This is a genomic window from Chryseobacterium joostei, assembly GCF_003815775.1.
In the GTDB taxonomy this organism is placed as follows: domain Bacteria; phylum Bacteroidota; class Bacteroidia; order Flavobacteriales; family Weeksellaceae; genus Chryseobacterium; species Chryseobacterium joostei.
This window is the reverse complement of record NZ_CP033926.1, coordinates 1,098,705-1,115,724: the sequence shown is the minus strand read 5'-3', so window position 1 is coordinate 1,115,724 and position 17,020 is coordinate 1,098,705. Positions and strand designations below refer to the sequence as shown.

Here is a 17,020-nt window from a genome sequence, read left to right as displayed (position 1 = left end):
ATATTTCCCTGTAACAATTTTTTTAAACGAAAACTAACTCTATAGAGTAGCAAGCTATGATCTCACTAGAGCAAGAGTTTATTCAGAAGATTAAAAAACATAAGGGAATCATTTTTAAGATTTCCAAAATGTATATGTCTGAAAAAGACGATCAGGATGATCTTTTTCAGGAAATTACTTATCAGATTTGGAAGGCATATCCGAGCTTCAGAGAGCAGAGTGAATTTTCTACCTGGTTATACAGAATTGCCTTAAATACAGCCATTATTTTCCTTAAAACGGATAAAAGAAGAAGCTTTATTGGTAATGAAGATCTTTCCAATTATGTTGTCTTTCAGGAAGATTATGACTATGGAAAGGAAGAACGTTTGGCAGAGATGTATAAAGCCATCCATAAACTTAACCCAATTGATAAAGCCTTTATATTCTATTATCTTGAGGATTTTTCAGGGAAGCAGATTGCTGAGGAAATGGGAATCTCAGAGGGAAATGTAAGAGTGAAAATGAACCGCGCAAAAAATAAACTTAAAGATATCTTAAGCCAACATAGAATTAACAACCATTAAATCAGTAATCCAATGAATATAGATGAATTGAAAGATACCTGGAATGAAGATATTGTAGATGAAACTCCGGAAATTAGCATAGAACAAAAAAATAAAATCAATCTTCCTCTTGAAAAAGTACGTAAGAATATGCGTGCAGAATTTTGGTGGGTCATTGCTATCTTTGTTTTTGCATTTATGGTTTGCTCACTATGTAAACCCTTTAAATTACAATTGTATATAACGGTTTTAGTTGCCTCAATGCTTATTGTTACCATTTTCTTTTTTAGCAAGTTTTTTAAACTGTATAACGATATCAGCAATACAGAGCTTAAGACGTATGAATCCTTAAAGGATCTTGTTAATCAGCTCAATCTGAACAAGCAATACTATCTGTCTTATTACATCAGTTTTGCTCCGTTTATTGTGTGCGAGATGCTTATTGTATTAGAATTTATACCCTGGCCAAAACCTTTGGGAGAAGTAAAAATTGCGCTCATATTAATTGGTTCTGTAATAGGTGGATTATTCTTGCTTTTTGTGTGTGGAAGATTTTGGTTTTACCGTTATTATGGAAGATATATCAAGCATATTGAAACCCTTTTGGAAGAATTAAAAGGATAAACAACTTCGGCGGGCTTTTAGCCCGCCGAAGTTGATTTATAATATATATAAAACAATTTTGAATTACATATGCTCAAATAAATATCGATTATTGACAAATCCTGAATAATCAATTTATCTTTTCCCTGGAAATTTCATTCATTATCCAATCCAGCTGCGGGTCTTTTCTATCAATAATATCCTGCATGCTTTCATGAACCACTACATCCGGAACAACTCCCTTTTTAGAATCTGAAAAATTGATGTCAGGCTGTACAAGAAGCAGTCCGATAGGAAATTTTATTTCAGAATTGGGAAGTTTCTGATAAGAATAAAAGCCAGCTACTGTTCCATCATTGGCACCTCCTGTTTCTTCTCCTACAAGGGTTGCTCTTTTATCATTTTTAAGCTTTGCCGTAATAATAGATGAAGCAGAGAAACTTCCGCCGTTGATGAGTACAAATACCTTTCCGTTGAAAGCTTCCTTATTAGGTTTTGTGGGTTTATCAGCTTTCATTTTATAGAAAACTTTCCCGTCTTTTGTATACGTACTGAAAGCCTGAGCAAAAAAGTAACTGGGGTATGCTATGCTTTTAAATGCAAATTCCAGAGGAGTACTTTTTCTGAAATAATTAGTTCTTAAAGGAACATCTCTCGATGTAACCTGAGATGGTTTTATCAATGTGAAAGGTTTATCTGTCAAATAAGAGTACAGATTATTAATTTCATACAGAGACCCCCCATAATTATTACGAACGTCTATGATGAGGTAACTTGCCTTCGCACTTTTGATTTTGGAAAATGTCTTTTTATAAAATTCCTCAGAATACTCTCTTGAAAAACTTTTCACTTTGATATAAGCAATGGTACTGTCTTTATCCAAAAATTTAAAACTTCGGTTATAAGAATTGCTGGCAGCCACATAGTCATTCAGTTTTTTGTCCTCAGTACGTTTCTTCATCTCCTTATCTTTTTCAACATCGGTATCAGATTTAGATTCCCTGTTTAGAATATAAGTATGCTTGTCTCCTTTATAAAGAGTTTCTATGGTTGCCTTATCAGAAAGTCCATTTTCTGCAGTGTAATAGTTGAAAAATAAATCCTTTAAAAAGTATGGCTGAAACGTAGTATTATAGCCATCACTGCTGATCAGGCTTCTATATTTTTTTATATAGTCTGAAACAGGAACATTGTTGATGGATAGAATCTCAGTTCCCGGTTGGATGTTTTCAATAAAATCATTGTTTTGGATAATATACATCTGATCATTAGAAATGTAATATTCAAAGCGGCTAAACAATCCTTTTTTATGCTCAAGCTTTTTTATTTCCTTTTTAGTGAATTTTTTTCTTGGCATTCTTAACGAAAGATGTCCTTCACGAATGCCAGCAATTACCGGCTGAAACTTAAAATAAAACTGAAGTGGAGTAAGGGGTTCATTAAGGGTTTGCTTAAGACTGTCAAATTTATGTTCCAATTCCTGCTTGGGAATGTACCAGTACAATTGAGGATGCATCTGTTGTAGCTTTGCATAGGCATAGTCTACATCCTCTTTAAGCTGGTCAGGAGGAATACATGAAGCCCGCTGTTCATTGTGTCTTCTAATGGAAGCGCACGACGAAAGCATAGCCAGAATAAATATTGCCGAATAATTTTTCAATATACCTTTGAGTTTTTTAAGGTGCTAAAATAGAGAGTTTAAAATTAAACATCACTTAAATGAATAATAAATTTTCTGAAACACATGATAAATTTAGTTAAAAAAATAAAGCCAAACACCGCATATTTTCATGTAAATCTAAAAGTTGATACCTTTGGATGATTATTTTTTTACTAATGATATATTATTGGATTATTACGATTGCAGCACTATTGATAGTAACCTACTTTATCGTGATAAACGGAAAACCATTTGGTGGTGTCCCAAAAGGAAAGAGGCTGGAACGTATGAAGCAGTCAAAGCTGTATAGAAATAAGCAGTTTCATAATATTAGTTATACACCCTCTATTGCTGAGGGCTACAAAATGTCAAAAGTTACCTACGATTTCTTTTTAGGAAAAAAGCACCCGCTACTGAAACCCTTGAAAAGAATTCCATCCATTCATACAGATTTGAGAGCTATTGATAAAAACACTGATGTTTTTATTTGGCTGGGCCATTCATCCTATTATTTACAGACCGATGGGGTGTCTTTTCTTATAGATCCGGTATTGAGTTTATACGGATCACCATTTAAATATTTTAATAAGGCATTTAAAGGATCGGATATCTATAAACCAGAAGATATTCCGGAACTAGATTATTTGATAATTACCCACGATCATTTTGACCATTTGGATTATCCTACAGTGCAATCCATCAGAGATCGAACGCATAAGGCTATTGTTCCATTGGGAGTGGGGGTACACCTGGAAAGATGGGGATATAAAGAAAACCAGCTTATTGAAGAAGAATGGGGTGCAGAAGTAGAACTGAAGAATAATATAAAAATTGCCTTTACTCCTGCAAGGCACTTTTCAGGAAGAAGAGTAAGGCAGAATGACACCCTTTGGGCTTCCTATGTACTGGAAACACCCACAAAGAAAATCTTTTTGGGTGGAGACAGCGGTTATGATTCCCATTTTAAGATGATTGGGGAAAAATATGGTCCTTTTAACTATGCTATTCTTGAAAACGGGCAATACGGAGAGGCATGGAGATATATTCATACATTACCGGAAGATGTAATTCAGGCAAGTATAGATATTAATGCGAAAAAAATAATTCCGGTTCATGCTGCAAAATTTGCACTGGCACTTCACCCTTGGAATGAGCCTTTACAAAAGATAACCAGCCTTGGAAAAGAACAAAATCTAGACATCCTTACTCCGATGATTGGAGAGGTGGTTGATCTAAATAATTCAAATCAACAGTTTACAGTCTGGTGGGAAGACTGATTAGGCATGCCAAATGTCTTTGTACCTTGCGGGATGGTTTTCAAACTGCTGGCGTACAAAATCACATTCCGGGTCTACAAGCAAATCTTTTTCCTCTGCATAGCGTACCAATTCATCCAGCAGAAGCTTAGCATAGCCTTTTCCCTCATGCTCTTCGTCAAGCTTGGTGTAATAAACAATGAGCAGTCTTCCATCAACCTTTATGGACATATAACCTGCTTTTTGCCCATCAAGGAGTAGCTGTAATTCATCCTGATATGGAGATACCATAAATTTTATACTTTCCATAATTATTGAGATTTGGTTGATTAAAAAATAACTTAAAGAACTCCCGAAAGTGTTCTCTCCATTAAAATTACAAAATTAATTGATATGAAATGATAGTTTCCGGGAATCTTAACGAATTTTATAAATATAATTATCAATAGTAAGAAATTTAAAAATTGTGCTGGGGTTAAGTTTTTTCATTATTAAATTTCAATATAATAAGTTTTAATCTGGTCAAGTAAATGAATAAAACTCATTTGGCTTTATCACAGGCTTAAATGCATCAAAATTAGCACTTTGAGCATTGAAACTTGGTATCTGTATCCTAACTGTTTAAGAAAAATAAGAGGAATGTAATCGGGATTTATTCAACGGATAAAATAAATAATTTATAAAATTATTTAAAAGATAATCAGTTATTTATGGTTTTTATTAACAATTATTGGCAATTCCTTTTAATTATTGGCACTTTTATTGACTATGTCATCTTGTTTAATTTAAAAGAGGAATGAAATGAAAAAGTTATTGTTAACCTTATTTTTGATTGGAACGTTCAGTATGAGCTATGCCCAATCAGACTATTATAATGACTACAGAAGAAGTATTGCCGATGTTAACTGGCAAACGGTAGTCGCAGATCTGCTGCTTTCCAGAGGGCAGGCCGATCAAATTTATGTATTGAATGACAGATACCGTGATTATGATTCATGGAACAGAGCGTATGTTGTAGATCCGGGAAGATGGAGAGGAGACCGATATTCAGAGCTGGAAAGAATTCTGGGAAGAGAAAAATATATCCTCTTTAAAAAGAAATATTATAAAGGACAAAATCCTGTAATTGTATACGGAAGAAATAAGAACGACTATAAAAAATATCGTAAACAACAAGAGAAATACTATAAAGAACGTTCTAAATATTATAAAAAACAAAATAAGCATCATGGGCATCATGGTGATTGGGATTAGACCATTATCAACTATATATATTCACTATTAAATTGGCTGGCATTCGTGTCGGCCTTTTTTATGGGTAAAAATTATTATTGGCATACAAGTGTTAAAAAATAATTTTATGAATTAATTTGTTTGAATTTTATAACTTTGATAGATGGAATCAACAGAATCACTAAGCGGTTTTTATGAAAGAAATGCTCCTGATCAGGTGTTGCAATGTATTGGAGCGAGTGGAATGGGGCACTTTAATGTTTTCTCAAGAGAGTCTTGCTCTTTATTGTCTCCCTATAGCAGAAGAGATTATTATAAAATTTCATTAATCATAGGAAAAGGAAAGCTTCATTATGCTGATAAGTGGATTCAGGTGGATCGTCCCGCATTGCTGTTTTCCAATCCTATTGTTCCTTACTCCTGGGAGGCTGATGATGAAGATCAGAAAGGTTGGTTTTGCCTTTTTACAGAGCAGTTTTTGCAGAATGGAAGCCGTCTGGGAAACCTTCAGGATTCCCCGCTTTTTAAGATTGGCGGAACTCCGGTTTTCTTTGTGGAGGAAGAACAGCAGGAAATACTTTCGGATTTGTATACCAAAATGATGACGGAAATTCAGTCCGATTACATCCATAAATATGATATGCTTAGGGCCTATCTTCATCTGATGATTCATGAAACGATGAGAATGCATCCGGCAGAAACTTTTGAGCCTTACCAGAATGCATCACAAAGAGTAGCTTCTTTATTTATGGAATTGCTGGAAAGACAATTCCCGATTGATAGCCCAGAGGCCTTTTTAAAGCTAAAGACCCCAAATGATTACGCACAGAGCCTTTCCATTCATGTCAACTCTTTAAACCGCTCAGTGAAAGAGATTACAGGAAAAACCACTAGCCAGCAGATTACAGGACGAATTATTCAGGAAGCCAATGCCTTGTTGACCCACACAGACTGGAATGTTTCTGAAATAGCCTATGGATTGGGTTTTGAAGAACCTGCTTATTTTACCAATTACTTTAAAAAACAAACTGGAGTGACTCCAAATACCCTTAGAATGAACCTTGTTTGAATTTTATAATTCTTAGTTTGAATTCTATACCAGAGATGGGTGCCACATACTCTAATTTTGTCTTGTAAAATTAAAATCAAAACCATCATGAAATTTAGAAAATTAGGAAACACAGAAGAGCAGCTTTCTGCTATTGGATTAGGTTGTATGGGAATGAGCTTTGCTTACGGCCATGCAGATGAACAGGAAAGTATCAATACTTTACATAGAGCATTAGATCTAGGAGTTAACTTTTGGGATACTGCAGATATGTATGCCAATGGAGAAAACGAAAAGCTGATCTCCAAGGTTTTAGTTCCCAACAGAGATAAGATTTTTATTGCCACTAAATTCGGGTTCAGGTTTAAAGATGGAAAAGCCAGTCATAGTGGTGCTCCGGGCACCTATTTCGACGGTTCGCCGGAGTGGATTAAACAAGCAGTAGATTTAAGTCTTCAAAGGTTAAAAATAGATACCATAGACTTGTATTATGCCCACAGGGTTGATCCAAATATACCTGTAGAAGAGACTGTAGGGGCGATGGCTGAATTGGTAAAAGCAGGAAAAGTAAAATATATCGGTCTATCTGAAGCTTCAGCAGAATCAATAAGAAAAGCCAATAAAATTCACCCAATTACTGCTTTACAATCAGAATATTCCATCCTTACCAAGGATGTTGAAAGTGAAATACTTCCAACCATCAGAGAATTAGGAATCTCCTTGGTTCCGTATTCACCACTGGCGAGAGGTCTTTTTGCCAATATCAGTGAAGTACAAAACCTTGGAGATGATGATTTTAGAAAATCATTACCTCGTTATCAGCAGGAATATCTGGAAAATAATACTAAACTGGCTCATGAGATTAATGAGTTTGCAGCTTCCAAGGGAGTGAAGGGAACTCAATTAGCATTGGCTTGGGTACTGAATCAGGGAAATGATATTATTCCGATTCCGGGAACCAAACGAATCAAGTATCTGGAAGAAAATATTGCAGCCGTTAATATTGATCTTTCCCAGTCCGATCTGGACACCATTGATGCCATTCTGAAAAAATATCCGAATGTAGGAGAAAGATACAGTGAGGGCTCTATGAAGTTAGTAAACAACTAAAGACTATACATTAACTGGGTTTCTGAATTACAGAAGCTCAGTTTTTTGTTAGATATAAAAATTAAAAACACCACATTACAATATGAACAGAAGAGACTTATTAAAAAACGGATTACTGGTGGGAGCATTAAGTTTTGTTCCCTTTTCTAATGTTTTTGCAGAGACAAAAACAAGTCCGGAAAAACCTGAAGATGATTTATCCGGTTTTAAAAAAATAAAATTGGGAGAGTTGGAATTGTTTATTCTTACAGGCGGATATATTCATGAAACAGATGTAAATTCATTTGCTCCACGAGGTAACGTTTCAGAATTGAAAACCATTCTTAAAGATAATTTTAGGCCGGAAGATTATATTGATATGGCTCTGAATTTTTTACTGATTAAAACAAAGAATAGACTGATTTTAATGGATTCAGGAATGGGAATTTTTGCTGATGAAAGATCTGGGTTTTTGTTGAAAAGCCTCCAAAAGGCAGGATTTGCAGCAAAAGATATTACTGATGTTTTCATTTCTCATGCGCATCCTGATCATATTGGAGGGGTAATAGATAAACAAAATGCTCTTGTTTTCCCGAATGCTAATATTTTTATTTCAAAAACTGAATATGATTTCTGGATGCAGGCTTCCATTAAAGATTTTAACAATAGTGCATTGAAATCTAAACCTGAATTGCTTAGTCAGATTATTTCGGCACTCCAGAATATATTAAAAACCATTAAGCCCAAATTGAAGTTTTATGATTTAGACAATCCGTTGTATGATTATTTTAGTTTTCAGCTGGCTCCGGGCCATACTCCCGGTTTAACGGTTACTACCATATCTTCAGGAAATGAAAAACTCATATATATTGCAGATCTCATTCATTCTGATGTTATTCTTTTTCCTCATCCTGAATGGGGGTTTTCTGGTGATACAGATCTGGATATTGCTACGGCTTCAAGAAAAAAGCTTCTCCTACAATTGGCAGATACCAAAACGAGAGCTTTTGCCTGTCATTTACCATGGCCGGGATTAGGATTTACGAAGAAGAAAGGAAATGCATTTGAATGGATTCCGGAGAGTTTCATGAATTAGGTGACAGCGAACAAATCAAAGACTTTAAGGATGGTTCACTTCTTTCATTTTTAAAATAAAAAAGCTCCTTAAAAAAGGAGCTTTTCATTTATATCAGTGTCAGCAATTAAATTGCATCAACAATTTCATTTAAAACTGTGCTTGGTCTCATTGCTGAATACGTTTTATAAGTATCAGTTTTGTAGTAACCATCAATGTTTTGAGGCTTACCTTGAGCACCAATTAATTCTGCATTAATTACTTCTTCGTTTTCTTTCATTGCTTGTGCAACCGGAGCAAACTGTGCAGCTAATTCAGCATCAGCAGTTTGGTTAGCCAAAGCCTCAGCCCAATACATTGCTAAGTAGAAGTGAGAACCTCTGTTATCAATTTGACCTACTTTTCTTGCAGGAGATTTATCTGTAGCCAAGAACTTAGCGTTTGCTTCATCCAATGCATCAGCTAAAACCTGAGATTTTGTATTCCCTTGAGTTTGAGCTAAATGTTCTAAAGAAGCCTGTAATGCCAAGAATTCACCTAGAGAATCCCATCTTAGGTATCCTTCTTCAAGGAATTGCTCAACGTGTTTTGGAGCAGAACCTCCGGCACCTGTTTCAAATAAACCACCACCGTTCATCAATGGAACAATAGAAAGCATTTTTGCAGAAGTACCAAGCTCAAGGATTGGGAAAAGGTCAGTTAAGTAATCTCTTAATACGTTTCCTGAAACAGAAATTGTATCCTTACCTTCTCTTGCTCTTTTTAAAGTTTCAGTCATAGCATCCTTTACATCAAGGATTCTGATGTCAAGACCTGTTGTATCGTAGTCAGCAAGATATTTTTCTACTTTTTTGATGATCTCTCTGTCGTGAGCTCTTCCTTTGTCTAACCAGAAGATCGCAGGCGTATCAGAAAGTCTTGATCTGTTTACAGCTAATTTCACCCAGTCCTGGATAGGAGCATCTTTAGTCTGGCACATTCTGAAGATATCATCCTTTTCTACTTTTTGAGAAAGAAGAACGTTTCCGGCTTCATCCTGAACCTCTACCGTTCCGTCAGCAGACAATTGGAAAGTTTTGTCGTGAGAACCATATTCCTCAGCTTTTTGAGCCATTAAACCTACGTTTGGAACAGATCCCATTGTGGTAGGGTCTAGTTTTCCGTGTGCTTTCATATCATCAATTACAGACTGATAGAAACCAGCGTAAGAACGGTCCGGAATAATACAAACTGTATCTTCTTCATTTCCTTCCTTGTTCCACATTTTACCTCCACCTCTTACAAGGGCAGCCATAGATGCATCAACAATAATGTCAGAAGGTACGTGGAAGTTAGTAATTCCTTTGTCAGAATTTACCATTGCCACTCTTGGTCCGTCAGCAAGAGCTTTTTCAATATCAGCCTTGATGTCAGCTTCCTGAGCATTTCCTTTGATTTTTTCAAAAAGATCAGCAAGACCATTATTTGGGTTAACATCTAAAGATTTGAAAGTCTCAGCATATTTAGTAAATACATCCTTGAAGAAAGTTTCTACAATAGCCCCGAAAATGATTGGATCAGAGATCTTCATCATCGTAGCTTTAAGGTGAGCAGAAAGAAGTACATTTTTGTTCTTAGCTTCTTCAATAGCTTCCTGAACGAATGCCTTCAATGCATTTAGGTTCATTACAGAAGAATCGATTACTTCACCAGCCTGAAGACCTGCGAAGTCTTTCAGTAAAGTTTCAGCACCGTCATTTCCTTTGAATACGATTTTATATTTTGTAGCGTTTTCTAATGTAGTAGAAGTTTCTGTTCCGTAGAAATCACCATTGTTCATGTGAGCTACGTCAGTTTTGCTGTCAGATGCCCAGTTACCCATTCTGTGAGGGTTTGTTTTAGCATAGTTTTTAACAGCCTTTGGAGCACGTCTGTCAGAATTTCCTTCTCTTAATACAGGGTTTACAGCACTACCCAGAACCTTTGCATATTTAGCCTTAATAGCTTTCTCTTCGTCATTTTTAGGTTCTGCAGGATAATTTGGAACTGCGAAACCTTTAGCCTGTAGTTCAGCGATAGCAGCGTCTAGCTGAGGAACAGAAGCAGAAATATTTGGTAATTTGATGATATTAGCTTCAGGCTTAGTTGCCAATTCTCCTAATTCAGCCAAAGCATCACCAATTTTTTGGTCATCCTTTAAAAACTCAGGAAAGTTAGCTAAAATTCTTCCTGCCAAAGAAATATCCGGAACAGCGATCTCAATATTTGCTGATTTAGTGAAAGCTTTTACAATTGGTAAAAACGAGTGGGTAGCCAGCATTGGAGCTTCATCCGTTAACGTGTAGTAAATTTTTGATTTTTCTGACATTATACTGTTATTTGTTATTTGAAATTTTAAGTCCTACAAATTTAGTTAAAATTTAAATTTTGGGATGAATACTATGCCTAGATTTTTCACTTTAAGATTAATTTAACCTTAATTACACAGAAAAAAAATCTATTTTTGATTAAATTTGAAAAACTAAAAAAATAAATATTATGTCAACGACAATCACTTTAAAAGGAAACGAAGTACACACAATAGGAGCATTACCATCAGTAGGAACAAAAGTTAAGGATTTTGCCCTAGTAGATTCCGGGTTAAATGTAAAGACTCTTGAAACTTTTGAAGGAAAGAAAAAAGTATTCAATATTTTCCCAAGTATCGATACTCCAACTTGTGCCGCTTCCAGCAGAAAATTCAATGAAGAAGCTTCAAAACTGGATAATACAGTGGTAATTAATGTTTCCAAGGACCTTCCTTTTGCATTAGGAAGATTCTGTGCAGCGGAGGGGTTGAATAATGTAGAGACTCTTTCTGACTTCAGAAGCAGCTTTGGTGATGATTATGAAGTAACAATTACAGATTCTCCTTTGAAAGGCTTACTAAGCCGTGCGGTGATTGTTACAGACGAAAACAATAAAGTAATTTACACAGAGCAGGTTTCAGAAATAGCAAACGAACCTAATTATGATGCAGCGCTTACAGCCTTGAATCAATAATAGAAATAATCTTATAAAAAGCCTTGTGAATGAACTTTTGCAAGGCTTTTTTGAATCTAAAATACACCATAAATGATGTCAGACCACTACACAAAATACGGAGACCTATTTCAGGTAGATCAGGAGCATTTCGATGAATTTTATGCACTACTTAAAGATACTAGCTTTTAAAATCAGATTTTTTCTTGAAACAAGGGGATAAATGCAGGTATCTGGGGTTTATTAAGAAAGGAACCATCAGAAGCTTTTATATTAATGATCAGGGCAGGGAAATCAACTTTGGGTTTTATTTTGAAAATGAATTTTTCACTGATTACGAAAGTATTCTTTGTGATACAGTCTCCAATATGAATATTCAGGCTTTGGAAGATTGTGAAATTCTGCTGCTGAGTAAAGATCATCTCCAGGGATTATATCAGAAAGAAGCATACTGGCAAAAATTTGGAAGGGTAATGAGTGAAAAGATTTATTTGGACGCCAAAAAAAGGATTGATGATTTATTATGCCTGTCTCCAGAAAACAGATACTTAAATCTCTTAAAACAGCAACCTCTTCTTTTCCAGAAAATAGCACAAAAACATATTGCAAGTTATCTAGGAGTTACAGAACAATCTCTTAGCCGGATTCGTGGCAGAATTATAAATTAACTTAAGTTAACGTCAGATGAAATTTTAGGTCGTAGTTTTACTATTATCAAATTTTAATCATTATGGAACAAAAAGATTTAACCATTATTTTGGTACACGGAGCTTGGGGAGATGGCTCTCATTGGCAGTATGTTATCCCGTCACTTGTAAAGGCAGGCTATAAAGTAAGAAGTGTTCAGAACCCTTTAACTTCCCTACAGAACGACATTGATAAAACAAAGGACCTTATCGATGCTCAGGATAGGAAAGTACTTTTGGTAGGACACTCTTATGGCGGAGCTGTAATTTCAGGAGCTGGACATCATGATAAAGTAGCAGGCCTAGTTTATATTGCCGCTTTTGCACCTGATGCAGGAGATAGTTTAGGATCCCTTTTAGGAAGAAGAGAATCTCCGGGTGGGGCAAGTATTTACCCTGATGACAAAGGATTTTTATGGATCAAATATGATGAGTTTAAATCCGCTTTCTGTCAGGATCTGGATGATGAAAAAGCCTTGGTGATGTCATTATCACAAAAACCGATTCATGGGCAGTGCTTTGGAGATGTAGCGGGTGAACCGGCATGGAAAATACGCCCAAGTTGGTATCAGATATCATTGCAGGACCGTATGATTCCTGCAGAAACAGAAAAAGAAATGGCAGAACGTCTTGAGCCTAAGAAAATAATTTCTTTAGATGCAGGACATGCTTCATTGGCATCACATCCTGAAGAAGTTACTCAGTTGATTTTAGAAGCTGCTGCTTCAATTTAATAAGATATACAACACAATAATTTATTAGGTCTTGTGAAATTTTACGTAATTTCACAAGACCTTTTTTAATGGAAAAACGAGTGCAAAATGGTAAAAAGAATCGTAGCCAATATTAAAACGGATGATCTTTCCATGGCTAATCAATTTTATCAGGATATTCTGGAACTGGATGTTTTGATGAATCATGGCTGGATCAAAACATTGGGTAATAATGAAGAAGCTAAAATTCAAATCAGTTTTGCTGAGCAGGGAGGAAACGATACCGAAGTTCCCGACCTGTCCATAGAAGTAGATAATGTAGATGAAATGTATGATAAAATGAAGTTGGCAGGCTTTGAGATTACTTACGAAATCACTAATGAAGACTGGGGAGTTCGCAGGTTTTTTGTAAAAGATCCATTTGGAAAATTAATTAATATTCTTTCTCACCAATAAAATCCAGTATCCTATGAAGGCAGAGCAGATTATTCCTGTACTTAGAATTTTTGACTACCAGAAAACACTTGAATTTTATATTGACTGGCTCGGGTTTGAAATTATCTGGGAACACCGGTTTGAAGAAAATTTTCCCGTTTACATTGAGGTGAAAAAAGAGAACATGGTTTTTCACTTGAGTGAACATCATGGCGATGCTAGCCCAGGAAGCAGTATCTTCATCTGGGGAGAAGGCGTTGTGGAATATCACAAAGAACTCATCGATAAAAATTATAAATACAATCGTCCCGGGCTTGAGAAAACCTTTTATGATGCAGTCTCTTTCACTGTAAATGATCCTTTTGGAAATAAAATTATTTTCAATGAAAAATTTGATGAAAAGAAGCACGGAGCCTTAAATCTTCACTCAAACCATTGATCTGAAAGCAGATGTTCTAAAAACTCATTGGGATTATAAAAGTAGTTGTTTATCTTTTTTTACTGATTTATACTTGGCTGAATTCATGATGAATTTGAAATATTAAGCCTAACTTTGTTTTCCCAAAATTGAAAAATGAAACGTTCAGGAACAGCAGATCTGCCTCTTCACTACGGTAAAGTACCACCGTGGCTGTATGAGCGTATGTCTGTTCTGGGACTTTCTATTATTGAAGTAATTCTTATGGATTACGGTAAAGATGAGGTCCTACGCAGGTTGGCAGACCCGTTTTGGTTTCAGAGTTTTGGAGCAGTAATGGGAATGGATTGGCATTCCTCGGGAATTACCACTTCTGTTATGGGAGCCTTGAAACGGTCCATTAATCCCAATTCCCAATCACTGGGGCTTTATATTTGTGGAGGGAAAGGGAAATTCTCCAGAGAAACCCCATCGGAACTCATTCAGATTGCCGAAAAGACAGGTCTCAATGGGACCGCATTGGTAAGAGCCAGTAAACTTTCAGCCAAGGTAGATAATACAGCTATTCAGGATGGCTATCAATTGTACCTACATAATTTTGTCCTGTCAGACAATGGAAACTGGAGTGTTATTCAACAGGGAATGCATGAATCTGACGGAACTGCAAGACGTTATCATTGGCATTCTGAAAACATAACTTCCTTCGTGGAAGAGCCACACACAGGGATCAGTGGTATTTCAAGAGGACATATTTTAAATCTTACCGATTCAGAAGCCTCTGAAAATCGAAAAGGAATTCTGGATATTTCCCACACAGACTCTGTAGATGTAATGAAGGATTTTTCGAGGCTGATTCTTCCTGCTCATCATGATGTTCGGGCTTCAGATGTTGATCTTAAACGTCTGGGAGCACTTTTATATGTTACCCGAGAGCAACAGCCACAGAATTTTGAGGATTTGTTGATGTTGGAAGGAGTAGGCCCCAGAACAATGCAGTCTTTGGCCTTAGTAAGTGAAGTAATTCACGGTGCTCCCGCAAGATTTGCTGATCCTGCAAGGTTTTCCTTTGCCCACGGAGGTAAGGACGATCATCCTTTTCCGGTTCCGATTAATACCTACGATGAAAGTATCGGTATTCTCAGAAGAGGAATAGAAAAGTCCAAACTCGGAAACTCTGACAAATTGAATACATTAAATAAGCTTCATCAAATAATAGCCACTGCCGAAAAAGACTTTACCCCGGATTTCGATATTCAGGAAGTTATTGAAGACGAAAGACATAATTCATGGCGCTTTGGTGGTAAAACAGTATTTGGAGATGCTAAGAAACCTGATTCTTCTAATGGTATTCAGCTATCCCTGTTTTAGATAGAATAAATTTCCAATAAAGACAAAAATAGAGAGATAAATTTCCGTCCTTACTATTATGATGCTTTCACCAAAATAAAACATCTGTTTAATTATTTGAATTGATTAAAATATTTTATTTTCAGCATAGTATGTGATTTAAAATAGGAGGTAAATTATTTTGTTTAATATTTATTTTCTCCATTTCAATTAAAAATTCTATTTTTAAAGTCTTAAAAAAATTGACCTGATGACCAATAAATCCTTAGAAATATGCTATGATTTCCCATTTTTCTTTCAGGAAGAGCTTGAGGAAATATTTCAGGCACATGAAAAGACATCATTTCAAAAAGGTGACTTTATTCTAGAAGAAGGGAAAACAGCCAATGAATACTATATTCTGGATAGCGGATTAGCTCGCTCATTTGTTAATGATTTCAACGGAAATGAGGTAACCACCCACTTTTTTGTAGAGAATGAAGTGATTATTGAGGTTTTATCAATGTTTCAAAGAATTCCGTCTCAGGAAAATATTGTCTGCATTACAGATTGCGAATGCTGGAAGCTGGATTACGACACTTTTCAGGAACTATTTCATAAAATTCCCAATCTAAGGGAGTGGGGGAGATCATGGATGTCCAAGGAACTCTTCGCTTATAAACAAAGATCTGTAGAAATGTTTACCCTTTCAGCTACCAAAAGATACCTCAATCTGTTGGAACAGAAATCCAAAGTAGTACAGTTTGCTCCATTGAAGCAGATAGCTTCGTATCTCGGAGTAACAGACACTTCCCTGAGCAGAATCCGTAAAGAATTGGTTTCACATCCCAAGAAAAATTAAATCTTGCCTTATGACAAGTAGATTTTCATTACACCTTGGTAATTTTGGTTTAAAGTTTAACACCAAAAATTACAAAAATGAAAGTCAATCAAATTTATGTCAATTTACCTATAAAAGACGTACAAAAAACCAAAGAGTTCTGGACGAAGCTGGGATTTTCCATTAACGAGCAGTTTTCAGATGACAAAGCAATATGTGTAGTAATGAAAGAAGATTATATCTACACCATGTTTTTGAAAGAAGAGTTTTTCCAAACATTTACCAACAGGCCTTATGCTAAAGGAGACACCACGCAGGTACTTATTGCCATTGGAGTAGACAGCCGTGCAGAAGTGGATCAGATCGTGAAGACAGCCATTGAAAACGGAGGTTCAAAGTATAGTGAATCCATGGATCATGGATGGATGTATCAAAGTGCTTTTGCAGATATTGATGGCCATCAATGGGAAGTGATGCACGCAGATGCTTCTCAGATCCCTACAGAATAATTCATCAATCATACACCTCACATTAGAAATATGGAAACAAAGTCGAATGAGATAGAATTGGTGAAAAATCATATATTCAGCAGCTTCAAAATAGTTTCCTTAAATACAGAGGGAATTACCAATGAAGAATCAATGATTTTTCCTAATGATGAAGCCAATTGCATGAACTGGATTCTGGGACATTTGATCTACATCAGAAACAGCTTATTGAATATTTTAGGGGAAGAATCAATTTGGGACAGCGAAAAATTTTCCTGCTACAACAGAGGAGAAATTGCATGGGACAGAAAAGCAGAGTTTATCAACTTTGAGGAACTCAAATCATATCTCCAACAATCACAAGATAAGCTGGAGGAAAAACTCAACATCCTTGAAAGTTTTAAGGAAGAAAATGTTAAAGATATTTCAACACTCTGTCTCCATGAGATTTATCACGGTGGGCAGCTGGGGTATCTCCGAAGAATTCTTGGAAGACCGGGAGCAATAAGATGATATGAATCTATAAGAGAATAGTGCATAAAAGCATTATCAGAAGTTAAAGTTTCGTCTTTACATTTTTCATTATCTAGTTTAAAATCTATAA

Annotated in this window: 19 protein-coding genes; 16 read left to right on the top strand and 3 right to left on the bottom strand. The window is 35.8% G+C overall.

What is annotated here, in order from left to right:
• Positions 1 to 59 precede the first annotated feature (59 nt).
• Positions 60 to 566: an RNA polymerase sigma factor gene (locus EG359_RS05270; RefSeq protein WP_076352070.1), complete on the top strand. Its 507-nt coding sequence runs from the start codon at positions 60 to 62 to the stop codon at positions 564 to 566.
• A 12-nt stretch (positions 567 to 578) separates the two neighbouring features.
• Complete coding sequence (locus EG359_RS05265; protein WP_076351272.1) at positions 579 to 1,169, top strand: hypothetical protein; 591 nt, start codon at positions 579 to 581, stop codon at positions 1,167 to 1,169.
• A gap of 109 nt (positions 1,170 to 1,278) precedes the next feature.
• On the opposite strand, the gene EG359_RS05260 is transcribed toward EG359_RS05265, so the two are convergent.
• Positions 1,279 to 2,808, bottom strand: coding sequence for a S41 family peptidase (locus EG359_RS05260; RefSeq protein WP_076351274.1), 1,530 nt, complete (start codon positions 2,806 to 2,808; stop codon positions 1,279 to 1,281).
• Between the two features lie 158 nt (positions 2,809 to 2,966).
• Here EG359_RS05260 and EG359_RS05255 point away from each other — a divergent pair, with 158 nt between their 5' ends.
• Positions 2,967 to 4,085, top strand: coding sequence for an MBL fold metallo-hydrolase (locus EG359_RS05255; RefSeq protein WP_076351276.1), 1,119 nt, complete (start codon positions 2,967 to 2,969; stop codon positions 4,083 to 4,085).
• On the opposite strand, the gene EG359_RS05250 is transcribed toward EG359_RS05255, so the two are convergent.
• Positions 4,086 to 4,373 (bottom strand): GNAT family N-acetyltransferase, encoded by a 288-nt coding sequence (locus EG359_RS05250; protein WP_076351278.1) that lies wholly within the window; start codon positions 4,371 to 4,373, stop codon positions 4,086 to 4,088.
• 492 nt (positions 4,374 to 4,865) lie between these two features.
• Here EG359_RS05250 and EG359_RS05245 point away from each other — a divergent pair, with 492 nt between their 5' ends.
• From EG359_RS05245 to EG359_RS05230, 4 genes are all read left to right on the top strand, one after another.
• Positions 4,866 to 5,318 carry a hypothetical protein gene (locus EG359_RS05245; protein ID WP_076351280.1) on the top strand — a complete coding sequence of 151 codons (453 nt, stop codon included), beginning with the start codon at positions 4,866 to 4,868 and terminating at the stop codon, positions 5,316 to 5,318.
• A 142-nt stretch (positions 5,319 to 5,460) separates the two neighbouring features.
• A complete protein-coding gene (locus tag EG359_RS05240; protein WP_076351282.1) occupies positions 5,461 to 6,366 on the top strand; it encodes a helix-turn-helix domain-containing protein in 906 nt (301 codons plus the stop codon).
• Positions 6,367 to 6,453: 87 nt separating this feature from the next.
• Positions 6,454 to 7,455 carry an aldo/keto reductase gene (locus EG359_RS05235; RefSeq protein ID WP_076351284.1) on the top strand — a complete coding sequence of 334 codons (1,002 nt, stop codon included), beginning with the start codon at positions 6,454 to 6,456 and terminating at the stop codon, positions 7,453 to 7,455.
• An 82-nt stretch (positions 7,456 to 7,537) separates the two neighbouring features.
• Positions 7,538 to 8,530 (top strand): MBL fold metallo-hydrolase, encoded by a 993-nt coding sequence (locus EG359_RS05230; protein ID WP_076351286.1) that lies wholly within the window; start codon positions 7,538 to 7,540, stop codon positions 8,528 to 8,530.
• 106 nt (positions 8,531 to 8,636) lie between these two features.
• Here the strand turns inward: EG359_RS05230 and EG359_RS05225 are convergent, their stop codons facing one another.
• Positions 8,637 to 10,856: an NADP-dependent isocitrate dehydrogenase gene (locus EG359_RS05225; RefSeq protein ID WP_076351288.1), complete on the bottom strand. Its 2,220-nt coding sequence runs from the start codon at positions 10,854 to 10,856 to the stop codon at positions 8,637 to 8,639.
• Between the two features lie 170 nt (positions 10,857 to 11,026).
• Here EG359_RS05225 and tpx point away from each other — a divergent pair, with 170 nt between their 5' ends.
• The 9 genes from tpx (at position 11,027) to EG359_RS05180 (ending at position 16,929) form a co-directional block, all read left to right on the top strand.
• Complete coding sequence (tpx, locus tag EG359_RS05220; RefSeq protein ID WP_076351290.1) at positions 11,027 to 11,530, top strand: thiol peroxidase; 504 nt, start codon at positions 11,027 to 11,029, stop codon at positions 11,528 to 11,530.
• Between the two features lie 185 nt (positions 11,531 to 11,715).
• Entirely contained in the window at positions 11,716 to 12,177 is a 462-nt protein-coding gene (locus tag EG359_RS05215; protein ID WP_228434871.1) for a Crp/Fnr family transcriptional regulator, read from the top strand.
• A gap of 62 nt (positions 12,178 to 12,239) precedes the next feature.
• Complete coding sequence (locus tag EG359_RS05210) at positions 12,240 to 12,929, top strand: alpha/beta hydrolase (RefSeq protein WP_076351292.1); 690 nt, start codon at positions 12,240 to 12,242, stop codon at positions 12,927 to 12,929.
• An 87-nt stretch (positions 12,930 to 13,016) separates the two neighbouring features.
• Positions 13,017 to 13,364, top strand: coding sequence for a VOC family protein (locus EG359_RS05205; protein ID WP_076351294.1), 348 nt, complete (start codon positions 13,017 to 13,019; stop codon positions 13,362 to 13,364).
• Positions 13,365 to 13,377: 13 nt separating this feature from the next.
• Positions 13,378 to 13,782, top strand: a complete 405-nt coding sequence (locus EG359_RS05200; RefSeq protein ID WP_076351296.1) for a glyoxalase superfamily protein — start codon at positions 13,378 to 13,380, stop codon at positions 13,780 to 13,782.
• A 135-nt stretch (positions 13,783 to 13,917) separates the two neighbouring features.
• On the top strand, positions 13,918 to 15,129 hold the full coding sequence (locus EG359_RS05195) for a DUF763 domain-containing protein (protein ID WP_076351298.1): 1,212 nt from the start codon (positions 13,918 to 13,920) through the stop codon (positions 15,127 to 15,129).
• A 229-nt stretch (positions 15,130 to 15,358) separates the two neighbouring features.
• The gene (locus EG359_RS05190) at positions 15,359 to 15,949 is read left to right on the top strand and encodes a Crp/Fnr family transcriptional regulator (RefSeq protein ID WP_076351300.1); all 591 of its coding nucleotides are present in this window, start codon (positions 15,359 to 15,361) and stop codon (positions 15,947 to 15,949) included.
• Between the two features lie 77 nt (positions 15,950 to 16,026).
• Positions 16,027 to 16,437 carry a VOC family protein gene (locus tag EG359_RS05185; protein WP_076351302.1) on the top strand — a complete coding sequence of 137 codons (411 nt, stop codon included), beginning with the start codon at positions 16,027 to 16,029 and terminating at the stop codon, positions 16,435 to 16,437.
• Positions 16,438 to 16,467: 30 nt separating this feature from the next.
• Complete coding sequence (locus EG359_RS05180; RefSeq protein ID WP_076351304.1) at positions 16,468 to 16,929, top strand: hypothetical protein; 462 nt, start codon at positions 16,468 to 16,470, stop codon at positions 16,927 to 16,929.
• Positions 16,930 to 17,020 lie beyond the last annotated feature (91 nt).